At 64.1% G+C, this 16,975-nt stretch carries 10 protein-coding genes; 6 read left to right on the top strand and 4 right to left on the bottom strand.

The window, feature by feature from the left end:
• The first annotated feature begins 23 nt into the window (after positions 1-23).
• The 6 genes from AC1DZP_RS05770 (at position 24) to AC1DZP_RS05795 (ending at position 9,783) form a co-directional block, all read left to right on the top strand.
• On the top strand, positions 24-1,277 hold the full coding sequence (locus AC1DZP_RS05770; protein WP_477300724.1) for a sarcosine oxidase subunit beta family protein: 1,254 nt from the start codon (positions 24-26) through the stop codon (positions 1,275-1,277).
• Positions 1,278-1,291: 14 nt separating this feature from the next.
• Positions 1,292-1,567 carry a sarcosine oxidase subunit delta gene (locus AC1DZP_RS05775; RefSeq protein WP_477300726.1) on the top strand — a complete coding sequence of 92 codons (276 nt, stop codon included), beginning with the start codon at positions 1,292-1,294 and terminating at the stop codon, positions 1,565-1,567.
• Positions 1,567-4,548 (top strand): sarcosine oxidase subunit alpha, encoded by a 2,982-nt coding sequence (locus AC1DZP_RS05780; RefSeq protein WP_477300728.1) that lies wholly within the window; start codon positions 1,567-1,569, stop codon positions 4,546-4,548. Before AC1DZP_RS05775 ends, AC1DZP_RS05780 begins: the two co-directional genes overlap by 1 nt.
• Positions 4,541-5,170 (top strand): sarcosine oxidase subunit gamma, encoded by a 630-nt coding sequence (locus tag AC1DZP_RS05785; RefSeq protein ID WP_477225942.1) that lies wholly within the window; start codon positions 4,541-4,543, stop codon positions 5,168-5,170. Before AC1DZP_RS05780 ends, AC1DZP_RS05785 begins: the two co-directional genes overlap by 8 nt.
• A gap of 129 nt (positions 5,171-5,299) precedes the next feature.
• The gene (locus AC1DZP_RS05790) at positions 5,300-7,669 is read left to right on the top strand and encodes a DUF1989 domain-containing protein (protein WP_477300730.1); all 2,370 of its coding nucleotides are present in this window, start codon (positions 5,300-5,302) and stop codon (positions 7,667-7,669) included.
• 404 nt (positions 7,670-8,073) lie between these two features.
• Positions 8,074-9,783, top strand: coding sequence for an APC family permease (locus tag AC1DZP_RS05795; RefSeq protein WP_477300732.1), 1,710 nt, complete (start codon positions 8,074-8,076; stop codon positions 9,781-9,783).
• A gap of 66 nt (positions 9,784-9,849) precedes the next feature.
• Here AC1DZP_RS05795 and AC1DZP_RS05800 read toward each other — a convergent pair whose 3' ends face one another.
• The 4 genes from AC1DZP_RS05800 to AC1DZP_RS05815 form a co-directional block, all read right to left on the bottom strand.
• Entirely contained in the window at positions 9,850-12,996 is a 3,147-nt protein-coding gene (locus AC1DZP_RS05800) for an efflux RND transporter permease subunit (protein WP_477300734.1), read from the bottom strand.
• A gap of 204 nt (positions 12,997-13,200) precedes the next feature.
• Positions 13,201-14,340, bottom strand: coding sequence for an efflux RND transporter periplasmic adaptor subunit (locus tag AC1DZP_RS05805; protein ID WP_477300736.1), 1,140 nt, complete (start codon positions 14,338-14,340; stop codon positions 13,201-13,203).
• A gap of 52 nt (positions 14,341-14,392) precedes the next feature.
• The gene (locus tag AC1DZP_RS05810; RefSeq protein ID WP_477300738.1) at positions 14,393-15,013 is read right to left on the bottom strand and encodes a TetR/AcrR family transcriptional regulator; all 621 of its coding nucleotides are present in this window, start codon (positions 15,011-15,013) and stop codon (positions 14,393-14,395) included.
• 176 nt (positions 15,014-15,189) lie between these two features.
• Positions 15,190-16,830 (bottom strand): acyl-CoA synthetase, encoded by a 1,641-nt coding sequence (locus AC1DZP_RS05815; protein ID WP_477300740.1) that lies wholly within the window; start codon positions 16,828-16,830, stop codon positions 15,190-15,192.
• Positions 16,831-16,975: the final 145 nt, after the last annotated feature.

Genomic DNA, 16,975 nt, shown 5'->3' on the forward strand with positions numbered 1-16,975 from the left:
GCGAGCGACCTCGGAATGAACTGATGAAATACTCGATCTTCTCGCTCGCCCGCGCCGCCCTGTCCGGCCACAAGAACTGGCAGCGCACCTGGCGCGACGCCACGCCGAAGGATCGCTACGACGTGGTGATCATCGGCGGCGGCGGCCATGGCCTGGCCACCGCATGGTTTCTCGCCAGCGAGTACGGCATCAAGAATGTCGCCGTGCTGGAAAAGGGCTGGATCGGCTCCGGCAATGCCGGCCGCAACACCACCATCATCCGCTCCAATTATGGCCTGCCCGGCAACACCGGCTTCTACGAACTGTCGATGAAGCTGTGGGAACGGATGGAGCAGGACCTCAACTACAACACGATGGTCAGCCAGCGCGGCGTCATCAACCTCTACCATTCCGACGCACAGCGCGACGCCTATGCGCGGCGCGGCAACACCATGCGCATCAATGGCATCGATGCCGAACTGCTCGACCTCGCCGCGGTCAAGAAGATGATCCCGTTCCTGAACTTCGACAATGCGCGCTTTCCCGTGCAAGGCGGGCTCTTGCAGCGGCGTGGCGGCACGGCGCGCCACGATGCCGTGGTCTGGGGCTATGCCCATGCGGCGAGCGCGCTCGGCGTCGACATCATCCAGAACTGCGAGGTGACCGGCTTTACCCGCGACGCCAACGGCAAGGTGACCGGCGTCGAGACCTCGCGCGGCAAGATCGGCGCCGGCAAGGTCGGCATGGCGGTCGCCGGCAGTTCGTCGCGAGTCGCGGCGATGGCGGGCCTGCGCCTGCCGATCGAAAGCCATGTGCTGCAGGCCTTCGTCTCCGAAGCGATCAAGCCGCTGATCCCCGGTGTCATGACCTTCGGTGCCGGCCATTTCTACGTCAGCCAGTCGGACAAGGGCGGGCTGGTCTTCGGCGGCGACATCGACGGCTACAATTCCTACGCCCAGCGCGGCAACATGCCTGTGATGGAGGATGTCTGCGAGGGCGGCATGGCGCTGATGCCGATGATCGGCCGCGTGCGCCTGCTGCGCCAGTGGGGCGGCATCATGGACATGTCGATGGACGGATCGCCGATCATCGACAAGACGCCGGTCGACGGGCTCTACCTCAACGCCGGCTGGTGCTATGGCGGCTTCAAGGCGACGCCGGGATCAGGCTTTGTCTTTGCCCACCTGCTGGCCCGCGACACGCCGCACGAAGAAGCCGCGCGGTTCCGCCTCGACCGCTTCCGGACTGGCGCGATGATCGACGAAAAGGGCCAGGGCGCCCAACCGAACCTGCACTGAGGACGGACGGAACCATGCGCATAGTCTGTCCCTTCTGCGGCGAACGTGAACTCGGCGAATTCACCTATCTGGGCGACGCCAAACCATTGCGGCCGGCGGCCGGCGCTTCGGAAGACGAAGTCTTCGACTATGTCTATCTGCGCGACAATGTCGCCGGCGAGACCAGCGAATACTGGTACCATGGCGGCGGCTGCCGGACCTGGCTGAAGATCGCCCGCAACACGCTGACGCACGAGATTTCTTCGGTTGAGCCGGCGGCGGGTGCCGGTGCCGCGAAAGTTGGTGCGTGATGGCCGGCGGACAGACCAACAGGCTGGACAGTGGCGGCCTGATCGACCGCTCCGCGCCGCTGAATTTTCGTTTCGACGGCAAGACGTTCTCCGGCTTCCAGGGCGACACGCTCGCCTCGGCGCTGATCGCCAATGGCGTCAAGCTTGTCGGCCGCTCGTTCAAATACCATCGCCCGCGCGGCATCCTCACCGCTGGCTCGGAAGAGCCGAACGCGCTGGTCGAATTGCGCACCGGCGCGCGGCGCGAACCGAACACCAAGGCGACCACGGCCGAGCTCTATGAAGGGCTAGAGGCCGCTAGCCAGAACCGCTGGCCATCGCTGCGCCACGATGTGATGTCGGTCAACCAGCTGTTCGCGCCGATCTTCGTCGCCGGCTTCTACTACAAGACCTTCATGTGGCCGGCGAAATTCTGGGAAGCGATCTACGAACCGGCGATCCGCCGCGCCGCCGGACTTGGCCGCGCCGCGGGCGTCGCCGATCCCGACCATTACGACAAGGCGTGGGCGCATTGCGATGTGCTGATCGGCGGCTCGGGCCCGGCCGGACTGGCCGCGGCCTTGGCAGCCGGACGCTCGGGTGCCCGTGTCATCCTGTGCGAGGAGGATTTTTCGCCGGGCGGCCGCCTGCTGGCGGATGGCGGCACGATCGATGGCCTGCCGGCAGCGGAATGGCTTTCGCGGACGCTGGCTGAGCTTGCTACCCTGCCAGACGTCCGCATCATGACCCGCACGACGCTGTTCGGGGTCTATGACGGCGGCACCTATGGCGCCATCGAGCGGGTCAACGACCATCTGCCCTCGCCGCCGGAGCATCAGGTGCGCCAGCGGCTGTGGCGGATCGTGGCCAGGCGCTGCGTGGTCGCGGCCGGCGCCATCGAACGGCCGATCGTCTTTGCCGGCAACGACACGCCTGGCGTGATGATGGCTTCCGCCATGCGGACCTACGTCGCGCGCTACGCGGCAGCGCCGGCCAAACGCATCGCGCTGTTCACCAACAATGAGGATGGCTGGCGCACGGTCGAGATCGCACTCGGCGCCGGGTTGCAGATCGCGGCGGTCATCGACGCGCGGCCTGACGTATCGCCCGCCCATCGTTCGCTGGCGTCCAAGGGCGGCTTCCCGGTGCTGCACGGTTCGGTCAGTGGGGTCGATGGCGGCAAGGATGGCGTCAGGAAGATCGCTGCGTCACTCACCGGTGGCGCGCGCGCCGAGGTCGAAGCCGACGGGCTTGCCGTTTCCGGCGGCTGGAACCCGGCTGTCGGGCTGACCTCCTATCATCGCGGCCGGCCGAAATGGCTGGATAACATCGCCGCCTTCGTGCCGAATGGCGCGCCTCCCGGAATGGTGGCCGTGGGCGCCGCCAACGGTGCCTTCGGGCTCGGCGCCTGCTTGGCTCAGGGCTTTGCCGCGGGTAGCGCAGCCGCGCATGACACCGGGCACGGCGGCAAGGCAGGCACCGCCCCTGTCGCCGACGACGAGGCGTTCTCGCTCAAGCCGCTCTGGCACGTTGCCGGCAAGGGCAAGGCCTTTGTCGACTACCAGCACGACGTCACCGCCTCCGACATCGAACTGGCGCAGCGCGAAGGCTTTGAATCGGTCGAGCATCTGAAGCGATACACGACGCTCGGCATGGCGACCGACCAGGGCAAGACCTCCAATGTCGCCGGTCTCGCCATCATGGCCGCGGTCATTGGCCGGTCCATTCCCGAGACCGGCACGACGATCTACCGCCCTCCTTACGTGCCCGTCGCGATCGGCGCCTTTGCCGGCCATCATCGCGACGAGACGTTCCATGCGACGCGGCTGACACCGTCGCATCACTGGGCCGCCGAACAAGGTGCTGTTTTCGTCGACACCGGGCTGTGGAAGCGCGCGCAGTGGTATCCGCGCGCCGGCGAGAAGGACTGGCTGGAATCGGTGACCCGCGAGGTCAAGGCGGTGCGCGGCGGCGTCGGCTTCTGCGATGTCTCGACGCTCGGCAAGATCGACGTGCACGGCCCGGATGCCGGCGCTTTCCTGGACCGCGTCTATATCAACACCTTCTCCAATCTCGCCGTCGGCAAGGCCCGCTACGGATTGATGCTGCGCGAGGACGGCATGGTCTATGACGACGGCACCACGTCGCGGCTGGCCGAGGATCATTATTTCCTGACCACCACGACGGCCAAGGCCGGACTGGTGATGCAGCATCTCGAATTCTGCCGGCAGGTGCTGTTTCCCGAACTCGACGTGCAACTGACTTCGGTCTCGGACCAGTGGGCACAGTTCTCGATCGCCGGGCCGAAGACCCGTGACCTGCTCAAGGCGATTGTCGATCCGGCGGAAGACCTTTCCAATGAAGGTTTCCCGTTCATGGGCGCGCGCGAAGTCCGCTTGCGCGGCGGCATCAAGGCGCGGCTGTTCCGCATCTCGTTCTCCGGCGAGATGGCGTTCGAGATTTCGGTGCCGGCACGCTTTGGCGATGCCATGGCGCGCAATCTGATGCTGGCCGGCGCGCCATTCGGCGTCACGCCTTACGGCACCGAGGCGCTCGGCGTTATGCGGGTTGAAAAGGGTCACATCGCCGGACCGGAACTGAGCGGTACGACGACGGCGGCGGATCTTGGTCTCGGCAAGATGATGTCGACCAAAAAGGATTTCATTGGCCGCGTCATGGCCGGGCGCGAGGCGCTGGTTGCACCGGACCGTCAGGTCGTGGTCGGCATCAAGCCGGTCGACAAGGCGCGCAGGCTGCGCTCCGGCGCGCATATCATTCCGAAGGGGCAGGCACCTGGGCCGGGCAACGACCAGGGCTATGTCACCTCGGTCTGCTTCTCGCCGACATCAGACCAATGGATCGGGCTCGGCCTGGTCGAGCGCGGCCGCGAACGCGTCGGCGAGATCGTCCGTGCACACGATCCGCTGCGCGGTGAGGACTACGACGTCGAACTGTGCAATCCCGTCTTCTACGATCCGGATGGAGGGCGCCAGCGTGGCTGAGTTTTCCTGGGCTTCCCGCAGTCCGCTCGATCATGCGCTTGTCACCGGCGCGCATGGCGCACGCGGCATCGAGGCCGGCGTCTCGCTGACGGAAATCCGCAATTTCGACCTGATCCAGGTGATGGCGCGGCGCGGAAAAGCGGCCGAACTGGCGCGGGCGGCCAACGGCCGTTTCGGCGTGGCGGCTCCCAATGCGCCGAAGGCGGTGCAAAGCCAGGACGCCACGCTGATCTGGTCCGGGCCGGATCAGTTCTTCATCCTGTCGAAGGGCGGCAAGCACACGATGGACACGCTGGCGCCGGCATTGTCCGGCCCTGCCTCCCTGTCCGACCAGTCGCATGCGCGCGCCCTGGTCAGCATTTCCGGGGCCAGGGCCCGCACCATGCTGGCCAAGTTGTCGTCGATTGACCTGCACCCGTCGGCATTCCCGATTGGCGCTGCCGCCGCAACTTCGATCGATCACACCAGCGTCACGCTCTGGCGCGGCGGCGATCGGCCGGATGGGCAGGCCGTGTTCAACCTGCTGGTGTTTGCGACCTTCGCCGGAAGCCTGTGGCACACTATGCTCGACGCGGCGGCTGAGTACGGCGTGACGATCGCGCATTCGGAGGAGTTGGCGTAGCGCGGAACAGACAAGAAAGGCCACCTTCGCTTGCCAAATCCGGCCTTGCTGCCTATTCTTCCTGCTAAAATAATTTCACGTACAGGCAAACTTGTTTCTCGAACCGATGTCTCGAAACGCAAGGCTGAGATGAGCCAATCGCCCTACCCTGCCGTCGCTGCCGGACCACCACGGCCGAGCCTCATCCTGAGGCCCGGCCAGATCGCGCTGCCGCCGGGCATGGAGCGCTATACCATCCAGGGCAACGGCGCCGTTCTCATCGAAGTCGAAGCCGGCGATACACTGACGGTGCGCAATGTCGAAGGCGGCCAGGCATGCGAGTTGCTGGCGTGGGACAAGGCCGGCGTGACCGACCCCGGCATTTTTGGCGAAACATCGAACAGCAATGCTGCCGGCATCAAGGCGCTTTTGGCCGAGGGTGACGACAGTCTTGGCGCGTTGCGGCGCGGGCTTGCGCGCCGGCAGGTGCAGTTGGATCAGGCCAAGGCAGTGCGTGTTTTCGGCTGCACCACGCCGGCCGGCACCGAGCAGGGTTTCAATGTCGTGCGCGACGGCGCGATGGTCATCGCCGCGCCCGGCGGGCCGATGCTTGTCGATGGCCACGACACGGCGACGCCGCTCGGCGTCATCGTCCGGCGCGCCACGATCCGTCCGGCGGCGAAGTCGCAATTGGCCGACCCGCTCGCCGAGCCGGTGCTCGACCTGCGCGTCCACTCGGCGACGGCGGAATCCTACTTCGTCAGGGCCGGCGACTATCTGCAGATCATCGACGTCGACGGGCGCCAATGCACCGACTTCCAGTGCTTTTCGGCACGCAAGCTGGATAAGGGTCGCGACCATCCGCTCGACGTGACGACGACCCGCACGCTGATGGGCGCGAGCTATCCGATGCCCGGCCTGCATTCGAAATACTACGACCAGGACATGGAGCCGCTGGTCGAGGTGGTGCAGGACACGTGCGGCCGGCACGATGCCTTCGCGCTCGCCTGCGCGGCCAAATACTACGACGACATCGGCTATCCCGGTCACACCAACTGCTCCGAGAATTTCAATCGCGCGCTGTCGGACAAGGGTGTTACGCCACGTGCCGGCTGGATGGCGATCAACTTCTTCTTCAATACGGCGATCGACGCGCATGGCGTCATGGTGTCGGACGAGCCATGGTCGCGGCCGGGCGACTATGTGCTGCTCAAGGCGTTGACCGACATCGTCTGCGTTTCCTCAGCCTGCCCCGACGACACGACGCCGGCCAATGGCTGGAACCTGACCGACATCCATGTGCGCACCTATTCCGGCCAGCACAAATTTTCGCGAGCGATCGCCAGACGCATGACGCCTGATTCGGAACCGAAAATGACCCGCGAGACCTCCTTTCATTCGAGCTTTGCCAAGCACACCCGCAACTTCGTCGAGTACAGGGGCTACTGGCTGGCCAATTCCTTCGCCAGGCAAGGCCCCATCGACGAATACTGGGCCTGCCGGCAGGACGCGGTGATCATGGACCTGTCGCCGCTGCGCAAGTTCGAGGTCACCGGGCCGGATTCGGAGGCGCTGCTGCAATACACGCTGACGCGCGACGTCAAGAAGCTTGGCGTCGGCCAGGTCGTGTATTCCGCCATGTGCTACGAGCATGGCGGCATGATCGATGACGGCACGCTGCTGCGGCTCGGCAAGGACAATTTCCGCTGGGTCGGCGGCGACGATCTGTCCGGCGAATGGTTGCGCGAAACGGCGAAGAAGCTCGGCCTCAACGTCCTGGTCCGCTCGTCGACCGACCAGATGCACAATATCGCCGTGCAAGGCCCGAAGAGCCGCGACATCCTGAGGGAGGTCATCTGGACCTCGCCGCTGCAACCATCGATCGAGGAGCTCGAATGGTTCCGTTTCGCCGTCGCCCGCATCGGTGGCGGCAACGGCATCCCGGTCGTCGTCTCGCGCACCGGCTACACCGGCGAGCTCGGCTACGAGATCTGGTGCCATCCGCGCGACGCCGAAAAAGTGTTCGACGCCATCTGGGAGGCCGGCCAACCGAACGGGCTGAAGCCGATGGGACTGCAGGCGCTAGACATGGTGCGCATCGAGGCCGGACTGATCTTCGCCGGCTACGAATTTTCGGACCAGACCGACCCGTTCGAGGCCGGCATCGGCTTCACCGTGCCGTTGAAGAGCAAGACCGACGATTTCATCGGCCGCGAGGCGCTGATCCGGCGCAAGGAAAACCCGCAGACAAAACTGGTCGGCCTCGACATCGACGCCAATGTCGATGTCGGCCATGGCGATTGCGTGCATGTCGGCCGCGCCCAGATCGGCGTGGTCACGTCAGGTATGCGCTCGCCTGTGCTGAACAAGACCATCGCGCTGGCGCGGCTCGACGTCACCCACGCTGCGATCGGCACCGAGGTCGAGATCGGCAAGCTCGACGGCCATGCCAAACGGCTGCCGGCGCGGGTCGTCGCCTTTGCCCATTACGATCCACAGAAGACCAAGCCACGCTCCTGACCGCGCTTCACTCACAAGACAGTCAGAGCCGCGCCGGCAGTCTGAGCGATCGCCGCGGCTAGGCGTTTCGATCGACAAGTGCCGGCAGTTATGCTATTCATACGGGAATGGTGCTGGTTTGCGCCGCGACCCGCCTCAGGCGGGTTTTTCATTTCAGGGCCTCTGGTCCTTCTTTCGAAACAATCCCGCCCACAGCAGTGCGAAGCTGACATGTTTCGCAAGCGTGATGTGCATGGTTTCACAAAACGCTTGACGTGCAAGCGCGCCGGATCAATCTTCACTGCTAAGAAAAAAATGCGACTGAGTGGAAACACCGGCAGCCGCCCAACGCATGCGTCGATGATGAAGCCTCGCGAAGTCGCGGCCGTCACGGACGGGGAACATCAAAAGGGGAACCCAAACACATGAGCACGATAACCACTACGCTGGAGCCGCTTGCCGAGAGCAAGCTGCACCGGAATATCGACTGGCGCGGCGCCTTCTGGGTGGCCAGCGGCGTCCCTGCCCTCGTCCTGTTTTCGATCGGCGGCATTGCCGGCACGACCGGCACGCTGGCCTTCGCGATCTGGATCGCCTCCATGATCATGGGCTTCCTGCAATCCTTCACCTATGCCGAGATCGCCGGCCTGTTCCCGAACAAGTCGGGCGGCGCCTCGATCTATGGCGCCACCGCCTGGCTGCGCTATTCCAAGTTCATCGCGCCGCTGTCGGTGTGGTGCAACTGGTTCGCCTGGTCGCCGGTGCTGTCGCTCGGCTGCTCGATCGCCGCCGCCTATATCCTCAACGCGCTGGCGCCGGTGCCGCTGTTCACCGAAACCTCGCCCGATGTCGTCGCCTATATCGCGGCCCATGCCGGCACGAGCGCCGCCGATGCGATCACGGCGGTGACCGCTGCCGCGACGCCGGCGATCCGCAACTGGACGCTGTACAGCCACACACTCGGCCCAGTCTCCTTCACGCTCAATGCCACCTTCTTCATCGGCGCGGTGCTGATGCTGATCATCTTCTCGATCCAGCATCGCGGCATTCTGGGCACCGCCAATGTGCAGAAATATATCGGCCTGCTGGTCATCATCCCGATGTTGATCGTCGGCGTCGTGCCGATTTTCACCGGCCAGATCAACTGGGCGAATTTTTCGCCGCTGGTGCCGCTGGCGGCCGCCTACGCGCCGGAGCCCGGCGCCTGGAACATCGCCGGCTGGACGCTCGTGCTCGGCGGCATGTTCATCGCCGCCTGGTCGACCTACGGTTTCGAGACCGCCGTCTGCTACACCTCCGAATTCAAGAACCCCGGCACCGACACGTTCAAGGCCATCTTCTATTCCGGCCTGCTTTGCATGCTGCTGTTCATCCTGGTGCCGTTCACCTTCCAGGGCGTGCTCGGCTTGAACGGAATGCTGGCCACCCCGATCGTCGACGGCTCCGGTGTCGCCGATGCTCTGGCCGGGATGGTCGGTGGCGGAGCGCTGATCCACAGCCTGCTGGTGATGCTGATGATCCTGGCTCTGGTGCTGTGCATCATGACGGCGATGGCGGGTTCTTCGCGCACGCTCTACCAGGGCTCTGTCGACGGCTGGCTGCCGCGCTATCTCAGCCACGTCAACGAGCATGGCGCGCCGACGCGGGCCATGTGGACCGACCTTTGCTTCAACCTGATCGTGCTGGCCATCGCTTCGGCCGACGCGACGAGCTTCTTCTTCATCCTCGCCGTGTCGAACTGCGGCTACATCATCTTCAACTTCCTCAACCTCAACGCCGGCTGGATCCATCGCATCGACAACGGCCATATCGCGCGGCCATGGAAGGCGCCGAGCTGGCTGCTCGGGGTCGGCGCCATCTTCGCCTATGTCAACGCGATCTTCATGGGCGCCGGCGCCAAGGTCTGGAACCCGATGGCACTGTGGGCCGGACTGATCACCGCGGCCTTGATCATCCCGGTGTTCTGCTTCCGCCACTACATCCAGGACGGCGGCAAGTTCCCCGACCATATGCTGGCCGACCTCGGCATGAGTTCGTCCGATCTGGCGGTCAAGAAGGCGGGCATGCTGCCCTACCTGACACTGGTCGCAGGCGTGGTGGTGATGCTGCTCGCCAACTGGTATTTCGTCATCTGACCTCGGAAATGAAAAGGATCGGGCGCGCTTCGGCGCGCCCGATCCTTTTCAGCTGGCGTAGTCGATCTATTCGGCCGCCAGCGCCAGTTGTGGCTTCTCGGCTTCCGGGATCAGTTCCAGATCGTCGATCCGCCCCTCCACCCCGTGCTTCTTGGGCTCGCGGCCGAAGAACAGGGCGTAGCCCGCCGGCAGCACCAGGATGGTCAGCACGGTGGCAACCAGGATGCCGCCCATCATGGCGTAGGCGAGCGGCCCCCAGAACACGGCGCGCGAGATCGGGATCAGCGCCAGCACCGCCGTCAAGGCGGTCAGCGTGATCGGCCGGAAACGGCGCACGGCCGAGCCGATGATCGCTTCTGATCGCTCCATGCCCGCCGCAATGTCCTGGTCGATCTGGTCGACCAGAATGATCGAGTTGCGCATGATGATGCCGAGCAGCGCGATGACGCCGAGGATGGCGACGAAGCCGAACGGCGCGCCGCTGATCAGAAGGGCCGCGGCAGCACCGATGATGCCGAGCGGGCCGGTCGCCAGCACCAGCATCGCCTTGCCGAAATTCTGCAGCTGGATCATCAAGAGCACGACGATGATGGCCAGCATGATCGGCGCCTTGGCGGCGATCGAAGCCTGGCTTTCGGCCGAATCCTCGGCACCGCCCTGAATCTCGATCTTGTAGCCAGGTGCCAGCCCATCGCGCAGACCCTGCATGTCCTTGTACAACTTGGTGACGACGTCGTTGGACTGCACGCCGTCGGGCAGCGTTGCCCGCACGCTGATGGTGGGCAAGCGGTTACGCCGCCATTCGATGCCTTGCTCCAGCACCGGCACCACCTTGGCGACCTGCGACAGCGGCACGAAGCCGCCGAAATCGGTCGGGATATAGACGGAGTCGACCGAGGACAGCAGGCTGCGGCTGGCATCCGGCTCGCGGGCGACGATGGACACCGTCTCCTCGCCGTCGCGGAAGTCGTCGAGCGGCGCGCCGGACATGGTCGCGTGCAGCATCTGGCGGATGCGCTGCGAGGTCACGCCGAGTGCACGGGCGCGATCCTGGTCGATGACCAGCTTCATTGCCGGCACCGGCTCGAGCCAATCGTCATGGACGGCGCCAAGCAGCGGATCTTCGCGGAACTTGGCCTTCACCTGGTCGGCGATGCGGCGTACCTCCTGGCGGTCCGGGCCCATGACCCGCATCTGCACCGGCCAGCCGGTCGGCGGGCCGAGGAACAGGCGGTCGACCTTGGCGCGGATGGACGGGAAGTCCTCGGCCAGGACGGTGCGCAGCTTGACGATCAGCCGTTCGCGGGCCGGCTCGTCATTGGCCATCACCAGAAGCTGGGCGAAGTTCGGATTGCTCAGCTGCTGGTCGAGCGGCAGGAAGAAGCGCGGCGCGCCTTCGCCGATATAGGTGGCGATGAAACGCTTGTCCTTGTCGTCCATCATCTTGGCTTCAAGCGCCTTGGCCTGCACCTCGACTTCCTTGATGCTGGTGCCCTCCGGCAGCCAGAGATCGACGAGTATTTCGGGCCGAGACGATTGTGGGAAGAAGTTCTGCGGGATGAACTGGAACGCCCACAGGCTGGTGCCGAAGGTCACCAGGGTCATGACAAGCACGATGATGCGGTGGCGCACGGCCCAGCCGACGGTCGAGCGCAGCCGGCGATAAAAGCGCGTGTCGAAGACGTCGTGATGGCTGCCAGCATGCTTGCGCTGCTTGAGGATCATGTAGCCGAGCCACGGCGTGAAATAGACCGCGACGAACCACGAGACGATCAACGCGATGCCGACGACATAAAACAGCGTGCGCACATATTCGCCGGCCGTCGAGGCGGCGAAGCCGACCGGGATGAAGCCGGCGGTGGTGATGAGCGTGCCGGTCAGCATAGGGAAGGCGGTCGAGGAATAGGCGAAGCTCGCCGCCTCGATCTTGACCAGCCCCTCCTCCAGCTTGCGCTCCATCATCTCGACGACGATCATGGCGTCGTCGACGAGCAGGCCGAGCGCGATGATCAGCGCGCCGAGCGAGATGCGCTGCAGGTCGATGCCGAGTTCGTACATGATGGCGAAAGTGGCGGCCAGCACCAGTGGAATCGCGATGGCGATGACCAGGCCGGAACGCCAGCCGATCGACAGGAACGAGACGACGAGCACGATCAGCAGCGCTTCGCCGAGCGCATGCATGAATTCGGCGACCGCATCGGTGACGACGCCCGGCTGGTCGGAAATCTGGTCGACCGAAACGCCATAGGGCAGCGCCTCCTCAAAGCGCTTGTAGGTCGCCTCGACCTCCTTGCCGACATCGGTGACCTTGAAGCCTTTGGCCATGACGACGCCAAGCTGCACGCTGTCATGACCGTTGAAGCGGTATTTGCGCTGGAAAGGATCTTCCAGCCCCGACGTCACCGTGGCGATGTCGCCGAGCCGGGTGACCTGGCCGCCGGCGCGCAAGCGCAGGTTGCGGATATCCTCGACCTTGCTGACGTCGCCCTCGACCGAAATGCGCACCGAGTTGGTGCCGGTGTCGACGGAGCCGGCCGGGTCGACATTGTTCTGTCCCTTGATCGCGTTCTGCAGATCGGTCAGCGTCAGGCCGCGTTCGGAGAGCGCCTTGGAGGAGATGTCGATATAGAGCTTTTCCGGCTGGTCGCCGATGATGACGGCCTTCTCGACGCCGGGCGTGGTCAAAAGCATGTCGCGCGCCTGGATGGCGAACTTCTTCAGCTCGGGATAGCTGAAGCCATCGCCGCTGATCGAATGCAGCGTGATGAAGGTGTCACCGAATTCATCGTTGAAATACGGGCCGAGCAGGCCTTGCGGCAGATCGCCAGCAATATCGCCGACCTTCTTGCGCACCTGATAGAAGGCGTCCGCCACCTCGGCGGCGTTGGTGTCGCCCTTGATCTGGACCGTGATGATGGCGCTGCCGGCGCGCGTGAACGAGCGCACGAAATCGAGGTGCGGCGTTTCCTGCAGCTTGCGTTCGATCTTGTTGACGACCTGGTCTTCCATCTCCTGGATCGAGGAGCCGGGCCAGATCGCCTGGACGACCATCACCCGGAAGGTGAAATCGGGATCTTCCTTCTGGCCCATGCGCATCAGGCCGAGCGCACCGGCAATGATGATCAGGCCGAACAGGAACCGGGCAATGGAGGGATGGCCGATCGCCCAGCGCGACAGGTTGAAGGGCCGCTTCTCGTCCGTGGAATTGGTCATCGATACAGGTCCATCTGTCTAGCGCAGCAAGATCGAGGTTCGGTAGTTGGCTTCCGGGCGGCAAGGCTCTCCGAGCGGAGAACACTCATCGCGGTTGGGGACGCGAAAATTGATGCGCGGGGGGTCACACCAATCGAGCGCCTCGGTTCGAGCGTTTGCCGCCCGGAAACCAGCGGCTGCGGAACGCGCAGCCGGTGTCTGTCGTCAGCGCACCTGTTTGGTGTCGCTGTCTCCCGCAGATGCGGATTGCACGGTATCGCCGGTGAGTTTCACCTTCAGGTTCTCGGTCATGAACTGCGTGCCGGCAGCGACCACGACATCGCCGGCCTTCAATCCGTCGGCGACCCGCACGCCATCGGCGGCGAACTTGGCGACCTTGACCGGTCGGGCGTGGACGGTGTCGGCGCCGCGATCGACGGTCCAGACGATCGACTGGCTGTCTTGCTTGGCCAGCGCACTCAGCGGGATCGAAACGAGCTGCCGCTCATTGGCCGCCGATGCTTCGATGCTGGCGGTCATGCCGAGCAGCACGCGCGGATCATTGGGCAGGCTGACACGGACGGCAAAGGTGCGCGATTGCGGATCGGCACTGCCGGCGACTTCGCGGACCTTGCCGTCGAGCGCGAGTGCGTCGTCGGACCAGAAGCCCGCCTTGACGATCTTGCCGGGCTTGAACTCGGCGATTTCCATTTCCGGCACCGCGATCAGCACTTCCTTTTCGCCATCGACCGCGACGGTGACCACCGGCGTACCGGAGCCGACCACCTGGCCGACATCGGCGCTGACCGCGGTGACGATGCCGTCCCTGTCGGCCTTGAGGTCGGTGTAGCCGGCCTGGTTCTTCGCCTGGTCGAGCGACGAGCGGGCGGAATCGCGGGTGGCGACTGCCTGGTCATAGCTCAGGGTCGCCTGTTCGAGCTGCGATTTCGGTGCAAAATTCTTGGCAAAAAGCTGCTCGGCGCGCTTGCGGGCAAGCTCGACGGTCTCGACCTGCCGCTCGGAGGCATCGAGCGCTGCCTGAGCGCTTTTGACCGAAAGGTCGTAGTCGATGGGATCGATGCGGGCGAGCACATCGCCCGAGGCCACATGCTGACCAATGTCGACAAGGCGCTCCGTGATCTTGCCGTTGACCCGGAACGCCAGGGCGCTTTCGGTGCGGGCCCGCACGGAACCGGAATAGGAGAGCGTGCGGGTGTCATGCGCCTGGGCGATCTCGACGACCTTGACCGGGCGGATGATGTCCTTGACGTCGGCTTTCTCCTGCGAGCAGCCGGCAAGCCCGAGCGCCGCGACGATCAGGCCGGCGACCGGCAGCTTGCGAAGGATGGAACGGGACAAAGACATCTTGCTACTCCGACTGGAGATGAATGGGCGACACCGGCACCAGAGTGCGGCGCTATTTCAGGGCCTTGATTGCATAATCGATGAGGTCGTCGGGCATGGCCCGGTTGGTCTTGGCCAGACACTGCGCGACCATCTGCGGATGGCACAGGATGACTGTGGCGGCGCCGAAGCAGCGCGAGGCGATCACCGGATCCTGTTGCCTGAACTCGCCGGCCTCGATGCCATCGCGGATGACTTCCGCGAACAGATCGTGGATGCTGTCGACGTGCTTGTCGATGACGCCCCAATCGCGTTCGAGCGCAACGATCACCATTTCATGGACCTTCTGCTCGTCGAGCATGACTTCCATCGTCATCTTGTACTGGGCATGCACGTAGCGCCGAAGCCGCTCTTCCGCGCTGATCGGCAGGTGGCAAATCTCGTAGGCCATCTTGTAGCTGGCACCGAGCATCCTGCCGCAGACGGCCTGGTGGATTTCGACCTTGGTGGCGAAGAAGCGGTAGATATTGGCCGGCGACATGCCGAGTTCACGGGCGATGTCGGCGACATTGGTCTTGCCGTAACCGTAGTGCCGGAACAGGCGCTCGGCGCAGTCGAGAATGCGCGTCACATTCTCCTGCCGAGCGACTTCCTGTCGGGCAACGTCAGCGACTATGTTGGCGGCTTCGGACATGGCTCTCTTTGTTTACGACTGACGAATTTCAATTTTCGTCAGTCGTAAATCGAAATGACCGACCTGTCAACGCGAAATCGATGTACGCGTACGATTGGTGACAGCTGGTGACATCCAACAGACGTCACCAGGCGGCCCGAGGATGCGGGTCGCTGAAAATATTTCTGCCCTAGACGTCAGGCGACCTTGGCCATTTCCCGCAGCCGGAACTTCTGGATCTTGCCGGTCGACGTCTTGGGGATTTCGGCGAAGATCACCGCCTTCGGCACCTTGAAGCGGGCTAGCAGTGCGCGGCAGTGCTCGATGATCTCGGCCTCGGTCGCCGCCTTGCCGGGCTTCAACTCGACATAGGCGACCGGCACCTCGCCCCATTTGTCATCGGCCCTCGCGACGACGCCGCAAGAGGCGACAGAGGGGTGCTTGTAGAGCGCATCCTCGACCTCGATCGAGGAGATGTTCTCGCCGCCCGAGATGATGATGTCCTTGGAACGGTCCTTGAGCTGGATATAGCCGTCGGCATGCATGACGCCGAGATCGCCGGAGTGGAACCAGCCGCCGGCAAAGGCTTCGTCGCTCGCCTTGCGGTTCTTGAGATAGCCCTTCATGACGATGTTGCCGCGGAACATCACCTCGCCGATGGTCTCGCCATCCGCCGGCGTCGTCCGCATCGTCTGGGGATCCATGACGGTCAGGCCTTCGAGCGCTGCATAGCGCACACCCTGCCGCGCCTTTTTGACACTGCGCTCGCCCTTTTCGAGATTGTCCCAGGCGCCGTGCCATTCGTTGACGACCGCCGGGCCATAGGTTTCGGTCAATCCGTAGAGATGGGTGACGGCAAAGCCGGCATCGGCCATGCCCGACAACACGGCCTCCGGTGGCGGGGCAGCCGCGGTGTTGAAGGTGACTGTCTGCGCGAATTCGCGCTTGTCCTCGTCCTTCGCATTGATCAGCACCGACATGACGACCGGCGCGCCGCACAGATGGGTGACGCCGTGGTCGGCAATCGCATCGTAGATCGGCTTCGGCCGCACCCAGCGCAGGCAAACATGAGTGCCGGCCTGGACGGCGAGCGTCCATGGAAAGCACCAGCCATTGCAGTGGAACATCGGCAGCGTCCACAGATAGACGGCGTGCTTGGCCATGCCGGCATGGATGGTGTTGGTGTAGGCCATGAGGGCAGCACCCCGATGGTGGTAGACGACGCCTTTCGGATTGCCAGTGGTGCCGGAGGTGTAGTTGAGCGAAATGGCGTCCCACTCATCGTCGGGCATCGACCAGGCGAAGTCCTCGTCGCCGCTTGCGATGAAATCCTCATAGTCTGATGTGCCTATGCGCTCGCCCTTCGGATACGGCGCGTCGGCAGCGTAGTCGGGATCGTCATAGTCGATGACCAGCGGCTTGACCTTGGCCAGTTCCAGGGCCTGCTTGACGACGCTGGAGAACTCGCGATCGACGATCAGTATCTTGCTCTCGGCATGATCGAGCTGGAAGGCGATGACGGCGGCATCGAGGCGGGTGTTGAGTGAGTGCAGCACCGCCCTGGTCATCGGCACGCCGAAATGCGCTTCCAGCATCGGCGGCGTGTTGGACAGCATGACGGTGACGGTGTCGCCCTTGCCGATGCCGCGCTTCTGAAGGGCCGAGCCAAGCTTCAACGACCGGCGCCAGAAGGTGCGATAGTCGATGCGCTGGCGGCCATGGATGATGGCGACATGGTCGGGATAGGTCTTTGCCGCGCGCTCCAGATAGGTGAGCGGCGTCAGCGGCTGGTGGTTGGCCGCGTTCTTTTCGAGATCCTGTTCGTAAGGATTGCCCATCCCGTCCTCCCCGAGTTTCTTCTTTGAGATGTTCTAATCACAGGCTCGGGCCGCGTCACCACCAACGATGCCGCGATAGAGCGCATTTGGCACAATGATGATCTAGATTCAGCTGATGAAAAGGCATCGTATACCTTGTGGTTTG

Source organism: Mesorhizobium sp. P2_F8 (assembly GCF_056403655.1).